Origin of the sequence: Pseudomonas sp. LFS044 (assembly GCF_047978245.1) — a bacterium.
Taxonomy (GTDB): Bacteria; Pseudomonadota; Gammaproteobacteria; order Pseudomonadales; family Pseudomonadaceae; genus Aquipseudomonas.
The window spans coordinates 18,935-36,410 of record NZ_JBFPFX010000008.1 but is presented as its reverse complement, the minus strand read 5'-3'; the positions used below and the strand labels follow the sequence as shown (position 1 = coordinate 36,410).

Sequence of the window (17,476 nt, the reverse complement as noted above, 5' to 3'; positions counted from 1 at the left end):
CCGCTCCCACAAATATGTCCCAGTCTTCGCGGTGCTTGTGGGAGCGGGCTTGCCCCGCGAATGGGCCAGTTCAGGCAAAAAAAATCCCCGGCCTGGGCCGGGGATTTTTTATTGCGCCAGGATCAATCCTCGCGGTAGCGACGCAGCTTCAGCTGCTTGCCGGCCACGCGGGTGTCCTTGAGCTTGGACAGCAGGCGCTCGAGGCCGTCTTCGGGCAGCTCGATCAGGCTGAAGCTGTCGCGAACCTGGATGCGGCCGATCGCATCACGGGCCAGGCCACCCTCATTGAGGATCGCACCCAGCAGGTTCTTGGCGGCGATGCCGTCGCGGGCACCCAGGGCGGTACGGCAACGCACACGGCCTTCGGCCAGCGGCATTGGCGCACGACGCTCACGGTCACCACGGTCGCCGCCACGGTCACTGCGCTCGCCACGGTCAGGACGCTCGGTGCGCTCGCCACGTGGCGCAAAGCCCGGAACCAGCGGCTGCTCACGCTCTACGGCAGCCAGGTCCAGCGCCTGGCCGTTGGTGGCTTTGCGCAGCAGGGCCGAGGCCAGGGCGCGTGGGCTGCAGCCCAGGTCAGCAGTCAGACGATCCAGCAGCTCACCATGAGTGGCTTCGGCGTCGGCAACCAGCGGCGCCAGGCTCGAAGTCAGCTTCTTGATGCGTGCATCCAGCACCGCTTGAGCGTTCGGCAGGCGCGCTTCGGCAACCTTCTGACCGGTAACACGCTCGATGACCTGCAGCATGCGGCGCTCACGCGGGGTGACCAGCAGCAGCGCACGGCCTTCGCGACCGGCACGGCCAGTACGGCCGATACGGTGAACGTAGGACTCGGGGTCGTACGGCATATCGACGTTGAACACGTGAGTGATGCGCGGTACGTCCAGACCACGGGCAGCGACGTCGGTAGCGACGACGATGTCCAGGCGGCCATCCTTGAGCGAGTCGATGACGCGCTCACGCTGGTTCTGGGCGATGTCACCGTTCAGCGCGGCAGCCTTGTAGCCTTTGGCTTCCAGCGCGGCGGCCAGGTCCAGGGTGGCTTGCTTGGTACGCACGAAGGCGATCAGCGCGTCGAACTCTTCCACTTCCAGCAGACGCAGAACAGCCGGGATCTTCTGGTCGGCATGGACCATCAGGTGGGCCTGGTCGATCGCGGTAACGGTCTGGGTCTTGCTCTGGATCTTGACGTGCTTCGGTTCGCGCAGGTGACGTTCGGCGATCGAGCGGATCGACGACGGCAGGGTTGCGGAGAACAGTACGGTCTGGCGGCTGGCCGGGATGGCATCGAAGATCACTTCGAGGTCGTCCATGAAGCCCAGCTTGAGCATTTCGTCGGCTTCGTCCAGTACCAGGTACTGTACGGTCGACAGCACTTTCTCGTCGCGACGCAGGTGGTCGCACAGACGGCCTGGGGTAGCGACGACGATTTGCGCGCCGTTACGGATGGCACGCAGTTGCGGGCCCATCGGGGCACCGCCGTATACAGCTACCACGTTAACGCCTGGCATTTGCTTGGCGTAGGTTTCGAAAGCGGTAGCGACTTGCAGCGCCAACTCACGGGTTGGCGCCAGGATCAGGGCTTGCGGTTCGCGCTTGCTCACGTCGATCTTGTTGAGGATCGGCAGGGCGAAGGCAGCGGTCTTGCCGGTGCCAGTCTGCGCCTGGCCGATCATGTCGTGACCGGCGAGGATGATCGGGATCGACTGATGCTGAATAGCGGACGGCTCTTCATAGCCAGTGGCTACGACAGCTGCAACGATATTCGGATTGAGATCGAGAGCGGCGAATCCGCCGGTTTCCTGGGTCATGGGTCTGCCTCTAGGTGCATCCGCAAAGACCCATGCTCCAAAGCTGCACATGCCTTGAAAGACCAGAAGGTCACCCAGGCAGCTTTGGCGGCGGGGATTTGCGAAAACGATTGAAAAAGAAAAACTTGGGAAGGTCCGCCTAGCGGACGTGCAGCCGAAGCTGGACTCGGAGGATTTGCACCACCTGATTTTGAGGTCCGCTAAAAGACCGGCGCGTACTATACCCGAATTAACAGAAGGGGTGAGGAAAATTTTCGCTCTGAACTGCCAGTACAGGGCCATCAAGCAACACGGGCTGAAACGTTAATGCCCGGGTGATTATGCCGGCGCCCACAGGCAAGGCGAGAACGTTGCGGAAAACTGCCTCACATTTTGGGGAGGCCGACGTAATTCCTGTGGGAGGAGTTTCAGCCGCGAAGCAGGCGCCGCGGTGGATGGCACCGGCTTCGCCGGTGTTCGCGGCTGAAGCCGCTCCTACAGGATCCCCGCCAAATCAGTAAGTTAGCGTTTGTTCTATGAAAGCCGGTTTGCGGTCTTCAGGTAGCCGGCCGAATCACCCGGATCAACGCCTCAAGGCTATAACCCAATTGCGGCGCCAGTGCCTCGGCCCGCGCTCGCACGCCGTCCAGGTCCAGTGTTTGCTCAAGGTCCGCCGGCACCAGCAGGATCACATTGCCCTCCTTCACCGGCAGTTCCCAGTAATGCCGGTGGTACAGCCCGCGCAACAGCGCCGCGCCCAGCGGCCTGCCGTCATCCCCGGCCCACTGGTTGATCACCAGCCAGCCCCCGGGGTTGAGCTGCTTCTGGCAGTTTTCCAGGAAGGTCCAGGCCAGGTGCCCGATGCCCGGCCCGTGGTCGGTGTACAGGTCGACGAACAGCAGGTCGGCTTTTTCCGCCGTGGGCAGCAGCTCCAGGGCATCGCCGACGCGCACATAAAGGCGCGGGTCGTCGTCCAGGCCCAGGTACTCCATGGCAAGGCGCGGCACGTCCGGGCGCAGCTCGATGGCCTCGATGTCGTCCAGCGGCAGAAACCTCATGCAGGCCTGGGTCAGGGTGCCTGCACCCAAGCCAAGAAACAGCGCGCTCTCGGGCTGCTCGTGGCACAACGCGCCCACCAGCATCGCGCGGGTGTAGTCGTACTCCAGCCAGCTGGGGTCGGCGGTGAACACGCAGCTCTGCTCGATGGCATCGCCAAACTCGAGAAAGCGGTAGTCATCCACCTCGTACACGCTGATGACGCCAAAGGCATCCTCGACCCGAGCCAGCAGCCGCTCTTCCCGCTCCGTCGCCATGTACCTGCCACCTGCCTGCGCAAAAACGCGCATTGTCCGTCAACACCCTCGATGCAACAAGCTCAGCGCCAACTGTTACCATGGCAGACAGCCTATAACCGACAATACCGAGCCTGTGATGAACCGACCGTGGAGCCCTGACAGCTGGCGTGCCCTGCCGATCCAGCAGCAACCGACCTACCCTGATGCCGCGCATCTGCTCAAGGTCGAGCAGACCCTGGCCAGCTACCCGCCGCTGGTGTTCGCCGGGGAGGCGCGCGAGCTGCGCCGGCAGTTTGCCGAGGTCACCGAAGGCCGCGCCTTCCTGTTGCAGGGCGGCGACTGCGCCGAGAGCTTCGCCGAGTTTTCCGCCGCAAAGATCCGCGACACCTTCAAGGTCCTGCTGCAGATGGCCATCGTCATGACCTTTGCCGCCGGCTGCCCGGTGGTCAAGGTGGGGCGCATGGCCGGGCAGTTCGCCAAGCCGCGCTCGTCGGGTGACGAAACCATTGGCAACGTCACCCTGCCGGCCTACCGCGGCGACATCGTCAACGGCATCGGCTTCGATGAAAAAAGCCGCATCCCCGATCCAGACCGCCTGCTGCAGGCCTACCACCAGGCCACCGCCAGCCTCAACCTGCTGCGCGCCTTTGCCCAGGGCGGTTTCGCCGACCTGCACCAGGTGCACAAGTGGAACCTCGACTTCATCGCCAACTCGGCGCTGGCCGACAAGTACCACCAACTGGCCAACCGCATCGACGAAACCCTGGCGTTCATGCGCGCCTGCGGCCTGGACAGCGCCCCGCAATTGCGCGAAACCAGCTTCTTCACCGCCCACGAGGCGTTGCTGCTCAACTACGAAGAAGCCTTCGTGCGCCAGGACAGCCTGACCGGCGATTACTACGACTGCTCGGCGCACATGCTGTGGATCGGCGACCGCACCCGCCAGCTCGACGGTGCCCACGTGGAGTTCCTGCGCGGCGTGCACAACCCGATCGGGGTCAAGGTCGGCCCGAGCATGAACCCTGAAGAACTGATCCGCCTGATCGACACCCTCAACCCGAGTAACGACCCCGGCCGCCTCAACCTGATCGTGCGCATGGGCGCCGGCAAGGTGGGCGAGCACCTGCCGGGGCTGATCCGCACCGTCGAGCGCGAGGGGCGCAAGGTACTGTGGAGCTCGGACCCGATGCACGGCAACACCATCAAGGCCAGCAGCGGCTACAAGACGCGCGATTTTGCGCAGATCCTCGATGAAGTGAAGCAGTTCTTCCAGGTGCACCAGGCCGAGGGCAGCCATGCCGGCGGCATCCATATCGAGATGACCGGGCAGAACGTTACCGAATGCATCGGCGGCGCGCGACCGATTACCGAAGATGCGTTGTCAGACCGCTACCACACCCACTGCGACCCACGCATGAACGCCGACCAGTCACTGGAACTGGCCTTCCTGATTGCCGAAACACTCAAGCAGGTGCGACGCTGAGCAAACCCTGACGCAACGGGCTGCCTTCGCAACGCGGGCAGCTCATGCGCGGGCACTGGCAGGCCTGCAGGTAGGTCGGTTACGGCAACTTGCCCGCGCTCTCCACGGAGGCTTCAGGCTCCACTTCATCGTCGCGCAGGTCCTCGAAGTCGGTCTTCAGCCCCTCCTCCATGGCATCCAGCTCCACCAGCAGGCTGCGGAAGCTGGTCTCCTCCTTCGGCTCGGCACCCTCCTCTGCGTCATCCAGGCTGGCATCGGCCAATGCCTGCAAGTGCGCCGGCACCGGGGCATCGTCCGGGTCGAGCAACGGCTCAGGTTCGGGTTCCATTTCGCGCAGCTCGGCCAACGCCGGGAGCTCGTCGAGGCTCTTGAGATTGAAGTGGTCGAGAAACGCCCGGGTGGTGGCGAACATCGCTGGCCGCCCGGGCACCTCGCGGTAGCCGACCACACGTATCCACTCACGCTCGATGAGGGTCTTGATGATATTGCTGTTGACCGCCACCCCCCGCACATCCTCGATCTCGCCACGGGTAATCGGTTGCCGGTAGGCGATCAACGCCATGGTCTCGAGCAGCGCACGGGAATAGCGCTGCGGGCGTTCTTCCCACAGGCGGCCTACCCACGGGGCATAGTTTTCGCGTATCTGCAGCCGGTAGCCGCTGGCGACTTCCTTGAGTTCGAAGGCACGGCCGGCGCAGGACTTGCCGAGCACTTCCAGGGCCTTCTTGAAAACTTTCGGCTCGGGGCGCTCGGCCTCCTCGAACAACTCGTACAGGCGTTCGAGGGATTGCGGTTTGCCCGAGGCCAGCAGAAAGGCTTCGATCAGCGACGCCAGGTCGCGGGGTTCATTCAGATTCATCAAATTCTTCGACAGGCTCGGCACGCACCCGGACATGGATCGCGGCGAAAGGCTCATTCTGCACCAGTTCGATCAGCGACTCTTTGACCAGCTCCAGAATCGCCATGAACGTCACCACCACACCCAACTTGCCCTCCTCGGCCGCGAACAGCTCGACGAAGGGCACAAAACCACCGCCCTTGAGGCGCTCCAGCACTTCGCTCATGCGCTCGCGGGTGGACAACGTCTCGCGGGTGATCTGGTGGCTTTCGAACAGGTCGTTGCGGCGCATGACCTCGGCCATGGACACCAGCAGCTCTTCCAGGCTGACCTGGGGCAGCAGCTTGCGCACCTTGGCCTGGGGCGCTTCCAGGCGTGGCACGACCACATCGCGGCCGACCCGTGGCAGTTCGTCGATGCCCTCGGCGGCGGCCTTGAAGCGTTCGTACTCCTGCAAGCGGCGGATCAGTTCGGCACGTGGGTCGCCTTCTTCTTCCTCGATTTCGGCAGAGCGCGGCAACAGCATGCGCGACTTGATCTCGGCGAGCATGGCGGCCATCACCAGGTACTCGGCGGCCAGCTCCAGGCGCACGCTTTTCATCAACTCCACATAGCCCATGTACTGGCGGGTAATCTCCGCCACCGGGATGTCGAGGATGTCGATGTTCTGCTTGCGGATCAGGTACAGCAACAGGTCGAGCGGGCCCTCGAACGCTTCGAGGATGACTTCCAGCGCGTCCGGCGGAATGTACAGGTCCACCGGCATTTCGGTCAGGGCTTCGCCGTAGACCAGGGCCAACTGCAACTGTTGCGGCAATTCAGCATCGATGCTCGGTGCCTCAGGGGCATCCACCTGGCTCACGCGCCGACCAGAAACGGTGAAGGGTCGCCGCAGCCTTCGCGGACCAGTACAGGTTCATCGCCGGTCAGGTCGATGATGGTGGACGCCTTGAGGTCGCCGAAGCCGCCATCGATGATCAGGTCGACATGGTGCTCCAGGCGCTGACGGATCTCGTACGGGTCGGTCATGGGTTCTTCGTCGCCCGGCAAGATCAAACTCACACTCATCAACGGCTCGCCCAGCTCTTCGAGCAGCGCCAGCACGATCGGGTTGGAGGGCACGCGCAGGCCGATGGTACGGCGCTTTTCATGCAGAAGCAGCCGCGGCACCTCACGGGTGCCGTTGAGGATGAAGGTGTACGGGCCCGGCACATGGGCCTTGAGCAGGCGGAACGTGCCGGTATCGACCTTGGCGTACAGCCCCAGCTGCGACATGTCGCAGCACATCAGGGTGAAATTGTGGGTCTTGTCCAGGCCGCGCAGGCGGCGCACCCGTTCGATGGCCGCCTTGTCACCGATCTGGCAGCCCAGCGCGTAGGCCGAGTCGGTGGGGTACACCACGACGCCGCCCTTGCGAATGATTTCAACGGCCTGTTGGATCAGGCGCGCTTGCGGGTTTTCCGCATGAATCTGGAAAAATTGGCTCACGAAGTCTTCCTGTTCATATCGCCATAGGCTGTTCATGGCTGAATCGGCGCCACAGAGGTGGCAGATCCTCAGGCAATGGCCGGTAGGCACCGATCTCGCCCCAGGTGCCGGGGCCGTGGAAATCGCTGCCAGCGCTTGCCAGCAGGCCGAACTCACGGGTGAGGATGGACATCGTGCCCACCTGCTCTGCCGGCATCATCCCGTTGACCACTTCAAGCGCCTGCCCGCCTGCCTCAATATAGTTGGCAATCAGCCGTCTGCGCTTGCTGCGGGTCAGATCGTAATGCATCGGATGGGCCAGGCTCACCCAGGCTTTGGACCGCCGAAGCGTGGCGACGGTTTCCTCCAGGGTCGGCCAGTGCAGTTTGACGTCACCGAGCTTGCCGGCACCCAGCCACTTGCGGAAGGCTTCACCACGGTCCTTGACGTGGCCGGCGCGCACCAGGTATTCGGCAAAATGCGGGCGCGCCGGGGCGTTACCGCTGTCGCCAAGTTCCTGTTGCACGGCGCGGGCGCCGTCGAGGGTGCCGGGCATGCCTTTGGCGGCCAGCCGTTTGTCGATTTCCTCGGCGCGCAACCAGCGGCCACGGTGCAGCGACTCGATCGCTTCGAGCAGCGGCGGTGCATCCAGCGGGAAGTCGTAACCCAACACATGGATGGTCGCGCCACCCCAGGTGCACGACAGTTCCACCCCGCTGACCCAGCGCATGCCGCGCTCGGCGCAGGCCTGGCGGGCCTCGGCCAAGCCTTCGAGGGTGTCATGGTCGGTCAGTGCCAAGGTCTGCACCCCGTGCTCATGGGCCCGGGTGACAAGGGCCGTGGGCGACAGGGCGCCGTCGGAGGCCGTGCTGTGACAGTGCAGATCAACATTCATGGAGGAGCGCTACCGCTGTAATCGATGTTTGTTATTATGCCGTCACATCCCGTTTTCTGGCTGCCATTGTGAAACAATTCATCGATTTCATCCCGCTGCTGCTGTTCTTCATCACCTACAAGCTCGACCCGCGCCCGGTGGAAGTGGCTGGCCACAGCTTCGAATTCGGCGGCATCTACAGCGCCACGGCAATGCTCATCATCAGTTCGCTGGTGGTGTATGGCGCGCTGTTCCTGCGCCAGCGCAAGCTGGAGAAAGGCCAGTGGCTGACCCTGATCGCCTGCCTGGTGTTCGGCGGCCTGACCCTGACCTTCCACAGCGAAACCTTCCTCAAATGGAAAGCACCCGTGGTGAACTGGCTGTTCGCCCTGGGCTTTGCCGGCAGCCACTTCATTGGCGACCGGGTGCTTATCAAACGCATCATGGGCCACGCCCTGACCCTGCCCGATGCCATCTGGACCCGCCTGAACGTGGCCTGGATCGCGTTCTTCCTGTTCTGCGGCGCGGCCAACCTGTTCGTTGCGTTCACCTTCCAGGCGTTCTGGGTCGACTTCAAAGTGTTCGGCAGCCTGGGCATGACCGTGCTCTTCCTCGTGGCGCAGGGCGTGTACCTGTCGCGTCACCTGCACGACGACCCTTCCACCACCAAGACCAAGGATTGACATGCTTTACGCCATCATTGCCAGCGACGTCGCGAATTCCCTGGAAAACCGCCTGGCCGCACGCCCGGCACACATCGAGCGCCTGCAGCAACTCAAGGCCGAAGGCCGTGTGGTGCTGGCCGGGCCGCACCCGGCCATCGACAGCAACGACCCAGGCGCTGCCGGTTTCAGCGGCAGCCTGATCGTCGCCGAGTTCGATTCGCTGGCCGCTGCCCAGGCCTGGGCCGACGCCGACCCGTACATTGCGGCGGGCGTGTACGACAAGGTGATCGTCAAGCCATTCAAGCAAGTTCTGCCCTGATCGATAAATTCTCGGCGTCTGCGGTATCTTTGCCACTGGCGAGCGCGTCAGACGCCGTCGATTTGAATTGAGTGAGTCATGAGCGAGCTGTTACTGATTGATGATGACCAGGAACTCTGCGAGCTGCTCGGCAGCTGGCTGACCCAGGAAGGTTTCGTTGTACGTGCCTGCCACGATGGCCAGAGCGCGCGCAAGGCGTTGGCCGAACAAGCGCCAGCGGCCGTGGTGCTCGACGTGATGCTGCCCGATGGCAGCGGCCTCGAGCTGCTCAAGCAGTTGCGCAGCGACCATGCCGAATTGCCGGTGCTGATGCTGTCGGCCCGCGGCGAGCCGCTAGACCGCATTCTGGGCCTGGAACTGGGCGCCGACGATTACCTGGCCAAGCCCTGCGACCCGCGCGAACTCACCGCCCGCCTGCGCGCCGTACTGCGCCGCAGCCACCCGACTGCCACCACCACACAAGTCGAGATCGGCGACCTGGCCTTCAGCCCGGTGCGCGGCGTGGTCAGCATCGATGGCCGCGAGATGAGCCTGACCCTCTCGGAAAGCCGCATCCTCGAAGCGCTGCTGCGCCAGCCGGGCGAGCCGCTGGACAAACAGGAACTGGCGCAAATCGGCTTGGGCCGCAAGCTGACCCTTTACGACCGCAGCCTGGACATGCACGTCAGCAACCTGCGCAAGAAGGTCGGCCCGCACGCCGATGGCCGCCCGCGCATCGTTGCGCTGCGCAGCCGCGGTTATTACTACAGCCTGTAAGGTTGACGGGGCCGCACTACGCCGCTTTTTCAGCCCATGGAGTACTTGTGGGGGCTGGCTTGTCGTGGCGACGAACCGCGGCGATGGCGCGCGGTGCGGCCCTGGCCATCTTTACCGAGCCTTTACCCTCCGCTGACTGCGCTTGACCTTGATCTCCCTAGACTGAGCTCATCCGGTAACCACCGGCCCATGACAGGAGAGACACCATGCGCAAGACCCTAATCGCCCTGATGTTCGCCGCTGCTCTGCCGACCGTGGCCATGGCCATGCCAGAAGGCGGCCCGCGTCACGACGGCCCGCATCATCGCGGTGACGCGCCTTTCGCCCAACTGGACCTGAGCCGCGATCAGCGCCAACAGATCGGCAAGCTGATGGGCGACCAGATGAAAAACCGCCGCGACATCACCGAACGCTACCTGGCCAAACTGCCAGCCGCCGACCAGAAGGCCATGAAGGACGAGCTCAAGGCCAGCCACGACAAGACCGACAGCCAGGTGCGCGCACTGCTCAAGCCCGAGCAGCAGAAGAAGTTCGACGAACTGCAGAAAGCGCGTGAAGCGCGCAAGGCTGAATGGAAGGAATTCCAGGCCTGGAAAGCTGAAAAAGCCGGCAAGGCCCAGTAAGCTGTCCCCCCAACGCCCGGCCCGCCCACAAGCGGGCCGGGCTTTTCCCGTTTACAGGAGGTGCTCTTGCGTTCTCTGTTCTGGCGCATCCTGGCCAGCTTCTGGCTGGCTATCACCCTGGTCGCAGGCCTGTCGATCCTGCTGGGCCACATGCTCAACCAGGACGCCTGGATTCTCAGCCGCCACCCAGGCCTCAACACCCTGGCCAGCCACTGGGCCAAGCACTATGAGCAGGAAGGCCTGGAGTCGGCGCAGCAGTTCCTCGAACGCCGCAAGCAGCGCTTCAAGATCGACGTGCAGGTGCTCGACGAAAGCGGCGATGCCGTGGTGCCCGGCACCTTCCCGCGCCGCGCCGCCGCCTTCGAGGCGCGCCAGCACAATGACGAACGCCGCCTGCCGTGGCGCCGCCTGACCGAGGAGTACACCAGCCCCGACAGCGGCGAAACCTACCTGTTGATCTACCGTATACCGCACCCTGAACTGGACGCCTGGCACCGCGAGAGCCTGCTCTGGCCGCTGAGTGCGTTAGGCATTGCCTTGGTGGTACTCACCCTGTTCAGCCTGCTGGTGACCCTGTCCATTACCCGCCCGCTCAGCCGCCTGCGCGGTGCGGTGCACGACCTTGGCCAGGCCAGCTACCAGCAGAACAGCCTGGCCCGGCTGGCCGCCCGGCGTGACGAGTTCGGCGTGCTGGCCAAGGACTTCAACAAGATGGGCGCCCGCCTGCAGAGCCTGATCGGCAGCCAACGGCAGTTGCTGCGCGACGTGTCCCACGAACTGCGCTCCCCGCTGGCGCGCCTGCGTATCGCCCTGGCCCTGGCCGAACGCGCCGAAGCCGAGCAGCGCCAGGCCCTGTGGCCGCGCCTGACCCGCGAATGCGACCGCCTGGAAGACCTGATCAGCGAAATCCTCACCCTGGCCCGGGTCGATGCCGAGCAGCCCCATGCCGAACCTGTCGACCTCAACGCCCTGCTGGGCAGCGTGCGCAAAGACGCCCAGCTCAGCGCGCCGGAGCAGGAGGTACGCCTGGAGGCGCAACCGGGCCTGACCCTGCAAGGCTGGCCGACGCTGATCGAACGCGCGGTGGATAACCTGCTGCGCAATGCCCTGCGCTTCAACCCCGCGGGGCAGCCGATCGAGGTGCGTGCCGAGCGTGAGCAGGAACGGATCATCGTAAGCGTGCGTGACCATGGGCCAGGCGTGTCAGCCGAGTACCTGGCGCAACTCGGCGAGCCGTTCTTCCGGGCGCCGGGGCAGGATGCGGCGGGGCATGGCCTGGGCCTGGCAATTGCGCGCAAGGCGGCCGAGCGGCATGGCGGCAGCCTGGTGCTGGGGAATCACCCGCAGGGTGGGTTTGTGGCTCGATTGGAATTGCCACTGGTAGTGGAGATTGGCAGCTGAATTCGAAGGGGGCTGCGGTGCAGCCCAATCGCCGCGGTTCGTCGCCACGACAAGCCGGCTCCCACAGAATCACCACAGGTTTCAGCATTGCGCTACACCTGTGGGAGCCGGCTTGCCGGCGATTGGGCCGCACAGCGGCCCTTGCGTTACTCGCCCCAGACGCTAACGAACTCGGCAGTCTCCAGCACCGGCGCCGTGCGCGGCTCGTTCACCGGTGTGCCGACATACAGGTAACCGATCAACTCCTCGTTCTCGCCCAGCCCCAGCCCCTTGTGCACATGCGCATCGAACGCCATGTCCCCAGTCCGCCACACCGCGCCAATCCCCTGGGCATGCGCCGCAATCAGAATGCCATGCGCTGCACACCCGGCCGCCAGGCGCTGCTCCGACTTGGGTACCTTGAAGTGGTCCTGCAGCTTGGCAATCACCACGATCAGCAGCGGTGCACGCAGCGGCATGGCGCGGGCCTTGTCCAGTGCAGCCTGGCTGGCATCGCCCTTGTGCTGCACCGCTTCGGCAAACAGCTCACCAAGCTTTTCGCGACCCTGGCCTTCTATGGTCAGGAAGCGCCATGGCCGCAGCTGGCCGTGGTCCGGCGCGCGCAGCGCTGCCTGGAACAACGCCTCGCGCTGGGCCTCGTTGGGCGCAGGTTCGGTCAGGCGTGGCACGGAAACACGGTTGAGCAATGCGTCGAGAGCCTCCATCGGCTACCCTCCTGGCAGGTGAATGTGCGGCCATTCTAGCGTTTACATCACCAGACCCATAGGTAGAATGGCGCCCTTCGTTCAGAGTCAGAGCAGATCACATGGCGTTGCCGACCTTACGGATCATTGGTTTCATCATCGGCATCTTCCTGATCACCCTGGCGGTGAGCATGGTCGTGCCCATGGCGACCCTGGTGATCTTCGAACGCACAGGCGACATGCCGTCGTTCCTCTGGGCCAGCCTGATCACCTTCGTCGCCGGCCTGCTGATGGTGGTCCAGGGCCGCCCCGAGCATGTGCACCTGCGCCCGCGCGACATGTATTTGCTGACCGTCAGCAGCTGGCTGGTGGTGTGCGTGTTCGCCGCCCTGCCCTTCCTGCTCACCCAGCACATCAGCTACACCGACGCCTTCTTCGAAAGCATGTCCGGCATCACCGCCACCGGCGCCACGGTGCTCAGCGGGCTGGACAACATGTCACCCGGCATCCTGATGTGGCGCTCGATGCTGCACTGGCTCGGCGGTATCGGCTTCATCGCCATGGCGGTGGCGATTCTGCCGCTGCTGCGCATCGGTGGCATGCGCCTGTTCCAGACAGAATCATCGGACCGTTCGGAAAAGGTCATGCCCCGCTCGCACATGGTCGCCAAGTCGATCGTCGGCGTGTACGTCGGTTTTTCGGTACTCGGCGCACTGGCCTTCTGGTGGGCCGGCATGAGTCCGTTCGATGCCATCAACCACGCCATGTCGGCGATTTCCACCGGGGGTTTCTCGACCTCTGACCAGTCGCTGGCGAAATGGGACATCCCGGCCGTGCACTGGGTCGCCGTGGTGGTGATGATCCTCGGCAGCCTGCCGTTCACCTTGTACGTGGCCACTATGCGCGGCAACCGCAAGGCGCTGATCCGCGACCAGCAGGTGCAGGGGCTGCTCGGCATGCTGGTGGTCACCTGGCTGGTGCTGGGCACCTGGTACTGGGCCACCACCAACCTGCACTGGCTGGATGCCTTGCGCCACGTGGCGCTGAACGTGACCTCGGTGGTCACCACCACGGGCTTTGCCCTGGGCGATTACAGCCTGTGGGGTAACTTCTCGCTGATGCTGTTCTTCTACCTGGGCTTCGTCGGTGGCTGTTCCGGTTCCACCGCCGGTGGCATCAAGATCTTCCGCTTCCAGGTGGCCTATATCCTGCTCAAGGCCAGCCTCAACCAGCTGATTCACCCACGCGCGGTGATCAAGCAGAAGTACAACGGCCACCGCCTGGACGAAGAGATCGTGCGCTCGATCCTGACCTTCTCGTTCTTCTTTGCCATCACCATCTGTGTGATGGCCTTGCTGCTGTCGCTGCTGGGCGTGGACTGGATGACCGCACTGACCGGCGCCGCCGGCACCGTCTCGGGCGTCGGCCCGGGCCTGGGCGAAGTGATCGGCCCTTCAGGCAACTACGCCACGCTGCCGGACGCTGCCAAATGGATTCTCGCCGGCGGCATGCTGCTCGGCCGCCTGGAGATCATCACGGTGCTGGTGTTGTGCATGCCGGCGTTCTGGCGTCACTAGCCTCTTCGGGGCCCGTGCCCATACGGGCACGGTATTCGCTGGGCGTCACGTCAAACCAGCGGCGGAAGGCACGGTAGAAGTTGCTCGGGTCGGCGAAGCCCAGCAAATAGGCGGTTTCGAGCAGGGTCATGCCGGGCTGGGCCAAATACTGTTCGGCCAGCTCGCGCCGCGTATCGTCGAGCAGCGCCTGAAAGCTGGTGCCCTCTTCCTGCAGGCGGCGCTGCAGGGTGCGCTGGGACAGGTGCAGCGCCTGGGCCAGGGTTTCCCTTTTGGGCTCGCCCTGGGGCAGGATGCGGCACAGCACCTGGCGCACGCGGTGGGTCACCCGGCTTTCCGAGAAGCGCGCCAGGTATTCCCCGGCAAAACGGTCGTGCAGGATGGCCATGGCCTCGTTGGCGGTCGGCAGCGGCGCCTCCATGTCGGCGCGCTCGAACACCAGTGCATCGTGCGGCGCATCGAACACCAGCGGTGAATGAAATGCCACTTTGTAGGGTTCGACGTTTTTTGGTTGCGGCCCCTGCACCAGCACCCGTCTTGGCTGGATGGCCCGCCCGCTGAGCCACTTGCACAGCGCCAGCGCACAGGCCAGCGAGGCTTCGGCGCTGTGCCGGGTGGGTGGCAGGTGGTCGCCGTGCACGGTGAGGATCAGCGAATAGCCTTCAGGGCCCAGGCGGAAACTCAGGTCGGAGCTTTCGGCAATGATGCGCTGATAACGCACCAGGCGCTCGAAGCCTTCCGCCAGGGTGCGGCTGGACATCAGTGCATAGCCCACCACATGGAAGGACGCCGGCCGCACCACCCGCGCCATGTTGAGGCCGATGGCTTCGTTGCCCGACAGCTCCACGGCCAGTTGCCAGAGGCGGGTCATGGCGTCTTGAGGGAAGCGCGCGTCCGGGTCGTCGAGGGCGGCGAAATCCAGGCCGAGTTGTTTGAACATGGCCGGGCAATCCAGCCCCTCCAGCTCGAGCGCCTTCACAATCCCTGATGCCCAGCTGGCTGACGTGGTTCTCTCACTCATGGCAAGCTTCTTATGCTGACCGCTTCATGCGGTGAACTCGAAGGATACTCAATTGGCGCCCATTGTCACTGGCCGGCCCCGCCAATGACTCTAGACTCGATTCAGGCTCCACGCCGTGTATCCTGTCAAAAAGTGTTAATCCCGGAGCACTGCTCATGAACAGCACAGCGCAGTTTCGCAGTTTTGCCGAGTTCTACCCCTACTACCTCGGGGAGCACAGCAACCCTACCTGCCGGCGCCTGCACTTTGTCGGCACCAGCCTGGTCATCGCCCTGCTGGCGTACACCATCGGCAGTGGCAAATGGTTGCTGCTGTTGGCGGTCCCGGTGTTCGGCTACGGCTTCGCCTGGGTCGGGCATTTCTTTTTCGAGAAGAACCGGCCGGCGACCTTCAAGCATCCGCTGTACAGCCTGATCGGCGATTTCGCCATGTTCCGCGACATCCTGCTGGGAAGGATCAGCCTGTAGGCGCACGAGGCAGGTTCGCGCAGCACATCGGCGGCGCCGTCGACGGCAACGATGTGACCGGTGATGGCCTGCCATTAATGCGGCACAATGGTGCCCTGCCCTGCGAGGACGCACCATGGCCGCCGGCCCGATACTTTCGCTGCGCCACTACCGCGAAGACCTGATAGCCCATAGCCACGAACACCCACAGCTGGTGTTCGGCTTGCGCGGGCGCCTGGATTTCGAGGTGCAGGGGCACGGTGCGCGCATCGACCGCCAAGGCCTCATGGTGGTGCCCGCGGGGGCGCATCACACCTGCGGCAGTGATGCCGGCAGCCATTGCCTGGTGCTCGATGTACCGAGCCAGCACTGGCTGCATGAACAACTGGGCGAGCATGCCGACGCCAGCCAACGCCTGCTGGACCGCCCGGCCGCCGTGGGCCTGGACAATCGCCAGCAGCAGTTGGTGGACTGGCTGGCGGCAAGCCCGATGGACGACCCGCTGATTGCCCGGCAGGGTGCAGTGCTGCTGCTGGCCAGCCTCAACCCGACGGCGTCGGCCATCGTCACACCCAGCCATCGCCTGCCCTATGCGGCGTTCGACAGCCATATCGAGGAGCATGCGGCGTATCCGCTGCAGGTTGCCGACCTGGCGCGGATTGCCGGGCTGTCGGTTGCGCGGTTGCATGCGCGGTTTACCGCTGAATGCGCGATGACGCCGATGGACTACGTCCGCCAGCGACGTTTGCTCATGGCGCGGCGGTTGCTAACCCAGACGTTGTTGCCCATGGGTGAAATTGCGGCACAGGTCGGTTATGCCTCGCAGAGTGCGTTTTCGGCGGCGATGCTGCGGGCGTTCGGGTGTACGCCGGGGGCGCTGCGGCGAGAGTCTGGCGATAAGGCACGCTAGGGTGGCGACAGACTGTGTATGTCTGGGGCTTTACACTGGCTGTGCTGGCCTCATCGCGGGTAAACCCGCTCTTACACAGATCCAAGGACCACCATGAACCACCGCACTGCCCTGGGCGCCCTGCATATCGGCGCGCTATTCTTCGGCCTGACCGGCGTCTTCGGCAAACTGGCCGCCAGCGCCAGCCCGGCCATCATCGTCTTTGGCCGCGCCGCCTTCGCGGTGCTCGCCTTGGCCCTCTTCGCCAGCCTGGCCGGCCCGGGCTGGCAGCGCCTCAGCGGCCCGGACGTGCGCCGCCTGTTGCTCGGCGGCGTGCTGCTGGCCGGGCACTGGGTCAGCTTCTTCGTCGCGGTGAAAGTTGGCGGTGTGGCCATCGCCACCTTGGGCTTTGCCAGCTTTCCGGCCTTTACCGTGATCCTCGAAGGGCTGCTGTTCCGCGAACGCATCCGCCGCAACGAAGCCATCCTGGTCGTGCTGGTGAGCATCGGCCTGGTACTGGTGGCGCCTTCCTTCGACCTGGCCAGCGAAGCCACCGGCGGCCTGCTCTGGGCACTGCTTTCGGGCCTGCTGTTCTCGTTACTGTCGCTGACCAACCGCGCAGGTTCGGGCCGTTTGCCCGCCGTGCAGGCCGCCCTATGGCAAAACCTGGTGGTCGGCCTGTGCCTGCTGCCGGTGGCCGCGCCGGGCTTGAGCGCAGTAGCGCCGATGGACTGGCTATGGATCGGGCTGCTCGGGGTGTTCTGCACCGGCGTTGCCCATAGCCTGTTCGTCGCCAGCCTGGCGGTGATCAAGGCGCGCACCGCCGCAGTCGTATTCGGCATGGAGCCGATCTATGGCATTGCCGTGGCCTGGGCGGTGTTCGCCGAAACGCCGACCCTGCGCATGCTGCTGGGCGGTGCGTTGATCATCTTCGCCATCGTCTTGTCCAGCCGCCTGGCGGCCGAGCAGCCACCCAAGCGACCGGCAGTCGCCGAGGGGGCCTGATCAGCGGTCGTTGTGGCCCAGGTCGCGCTGCGGGTCGATCTGGTCACGCACCCGCTGCTTGAGCACCTTGGCCTCGGGGAAACCACCGTCGGCCTTGCGCTCCCAGATTTGCTCGCCGTTGCAGGTAATGCGAAAGATGCCGCCGGTGCCCGGCTGTAGCGCCACCTGGGCCAAATCGTCGGAGAACGTACTGAGCAGTTCCTGAGCCAGCCAGGCGGCGCGCAGCAGCCACTGGCACTGGGTGCAATATGTGATGACTATTTCCGGCTTGTTGTCTGCCATGCTGAGCGATCTCCAGGTAAGTGGCCGCTTATACTAGCGGTCTTTCGCCCTCGGTTTGAGAC

General features: G+C 64.4%; 18 protein-coding genes and 1 pseudogene. 10 read left to right on the top strand and 9 right to left on the bottom strand.

The features are described 5' to 3' along the window. Positions 1-122 precede the first annotated feature (122 nt). Positions 123-1,848: pseudogene (locus tag ACNQPL_RS08755) on the bottom strand (DEAD/DEAH box helicase). 502 nt (positions 1,849-2,350) lie between these two features. Next, complete coding sequence (locus ACNQPL_RS08750) at positions 2,351-3,106, bottom strand: spermidine synthase (RefSeq protein WP_346615160.1); 756 nt, start codon at positions 3,104-3,106, stop codon at positions 2,351-2,353. A gap of 118 nt (positions 3,107-3,224) precedes the next feature. Between ACNQPL_RS08750 and ACNQPL_RS08745 the strand changes: the two genes are divergently transcribed. Then, positions 3,225-4,571: a class II 3-deoxy-7-phosphoheptulonate synthase gene (locus ACNQPL_RS08745; protein WP_346615161.1), complete on the top strand. Its 1,347-nt coding sequence runs from the start codon at positions 3,225-3,227 to the stop codon at positions 4,569-4,571. A gap of 79 nt (positions 4,572-4,650) precedes the next feature. On the opposite strand, the gene scpB is transcribed toward ACNQPL_RS08745, so the two are convergent. The 4 genes from scpB to ACNQPL_RS08725 all read right to left on the bottom strand — a co-directional run bounded on the left by scpB (position 4,651) and on the right by ACNQPL_RS08725 (position 7,771). After that, positions 4,651-5,430 carry an SMC-Scp complex subunit ScpB gene (scpB, locus tag ACNQPL_RS08740; protein WP_416466463.1) on the bottom strand — a complete coding sequence of 260 codons (780 nt, stop codon included), beginning with the start codon at positions 5,428-5,430 and terminating at the stop codon, positions 4,651-4,653. After that, positions 5,417-6,142 (bottom strand): segregation and condensation protein A, encoded by a 726-nt coding sequence (locus ACNQPL_RS08735; protein ID WP_346615221.1) that lies wholly within the window; start codon positions 6,140-6,142, stop codon positions 5,417-5,419. Before ACNQPL_RS08735 ends, scpB begins: the two co-directional genes overlap by 14 nt. 125 nt (positions 6,143-6,267) lie before the next feature. Beyond that, positions 6,268-6,897, bottom strand: coding sequence for an L-threonylcarbamoyladenylate synthase (locus ACNQPL_RS08730; protein ID WP_416466462.1), 630 nt, complete (start codon positions 6,895-6,897; stop codon positions 6,268-6,270). Positions 6,898-6,910: 13 nt separating this feature from the next. Beyond that, positions 6,911-7,771, bottom strand: coding sequence for a PHP domain-containing protein (locus ACNQPL_RS08725; RefSeq protein WP_346615164.1), 861 nt, complete (start codon positions 7,769-7,771; stop codon positions 6,911-6,913). A gap of 68 nt (positions 7,772-7,839) precedes the next feature. Between ACNQPL_RS08725 and ACNQPL_RS08720 the strand changes: the two genes are divergently transcribed. The 5 genes from ACNQPL_RS08720 (at position 7,840) to ACNQPL_RS08700 (ending at position 11,514) form a co-directional block, all read left to right on the top strand. Next, the gene (locus tag ACNQPL_RS08720) at positions 7,840-8,433 is read left to right on the top strand and encodes a septation protein A (protein WP_346615165.1); all 594 of its coding nucleotides are present in this window, start codon (positions 7,840-7,842) and stop codon (positions 8,431-8,433) included. A 1-nt stretch (position 8,434) separates the two neighbouring features. Next, positions 8,435-8,734, top strand: a complete 300-nt coding sequence (locus tag ACNQPL_RS08715; RefSeq protein WP_346615166.1) for a YciI family protein — start codon at positions 8,435-8,437, stop codon at positions 8,732-8,734. A gap of 78 nt (positions 8,735-8,812) precedes the next feature. After that, the gene (locus ACNQPL_RS08710) at positions 8,813-9,490 is read left to right on the top strand and encodes a response regulator transcription factor (RefSeq protein WP_346615167.1); all 678 of its coding nucleotides are present in this window, start codon (positions 8,813-8,815) and stop codon (positions 9,488-9,490) included. Positions 9,491-9,696: 206 nt separating this feature from the next. Then, entirely contained in the window at positions 9,697-10,113 is a 417-nt protein-coding gene (locus ACNQPL_RS08705) for a Spy/CpxP family protein refolding chaperone (RefSeq protein ID WP_039604113.1), read from the top strand. 60 nt (positions 10,114-10,173) lie between these two features. Further along, positions 10,174-11,514 (top strand): ATP-binding protein, encoded by a 1,341-nt coding sequence (locus ACNQPL_RS08700; protein ID WP_416466461.1) that lies wholly within the window; start codon positions 10,174-10,176, stop codon positions 11,512-11,514. 146 nt (positions 11,515-11,660) lie between these two features. Here the strand turns inward: ACNQPL_RS08700 and ACNQPL_RS08695 are convergent, their stop codons facing one another. After that, a complete protein-coding gene (locus ACNQPL_RS08695) occupies positions 11,661-12,218 on the bottom strand; it encodes an NAD(P)H nitroreductase (protein WP_416466460.1) in 558 nt (185 codons plus the stop codon). Positions 12,219-12,319: 101 nt separating this feature from the next. Between ACNQPL_RS08695 and ACNQPL_RS08690 the strand changes: the two genes are divergently transcribed. Further along, positions 12,320-13,774, top strand: a complete 1,455-nt coding sequence (locus tag ACNQPL_RS08690) for a TrkH family potassium uptake protein (RefSeq protein ID WP_346615170.1) — start codon at positions 12,320-12,322, stop codon at positions 13,772-13,774. Here ACNQPL_RS08690 and ACNQPL_RS08685 read toward each other — a convergent pair. Continuing rightward, positions 13,731-14,792, bottom strand: coding sequence for an AraC family transcriptional regulator (locus ACNQPL_RS08685; RefSeq protein WP_346615171.1), 1,062 nt, complete (start codon positions 14,790-14,792; stop codon positions 13,731-13,733). The genes ACNQPL_RS08690 and ACNQPL_RS08685 overlap by 44 nt on opposite strands. Positions 14,793-14,947: 155 nt before the next feature. Between ACNQPL_RS08685 and ACNQPL_RS08680 the strand changes: the two genes are divergently transcribed. From ACNQPL_RS08680 to ACNQPL_RS08670, 3 genes are all read left to right on the top strand, one after another. Continuing rightward, positions 14,948-15,259, top strand: coding sequence for a DUF962 domain-containing protein (locus ACNQPL_RS08680; protein ID WP_346615172.1), 312 nt, complete (start codon positions 14,948-14,950; stop codon positions 15,257-15,259). Positions 15,260-15,374: 115 nt separating this feature from the next. Further along, positions 15,375-16,148 (top strand): AraC family transcriptional regulator, encoded by a 774-nt coding sequence (locus tag ACNQPL_RS08675; protein ID WP_416466459.1) that lies wholly within the window; start codon positions 15,375-15,377, stop codon positions 16,146-16,148. Between the two features lie 93 nt (positions 16,149-16,241). Continuing rightward, positions 16,242-17,132, top strand: a complete 891-nt coding sequence (locus tag ACNQPL_RS08670) for a DMT family transporter (RefSeq protein WP_416466458.1) — start codon at positions 16,242-16,244, stop codon at positions 17,130-17,132. Here ACNQPL_RS08670 and ACNQPL_RS08665 read toward each other — a convergent pair whose 3' ends face one another. Further along, positions 17,133-17,414, bottom strand: coding sequence for a SelT/SelW/SelH family protein (locus ACNQPL_RS08665; RefSeq protein ID WP_416466456.1), 282 nt, complete (start codon positions 17,412-17,414; stop codon positions 17,133-17,135). Between the last annotated feature and the right edge of the window lie 62 nt (positions 17,415-17,476).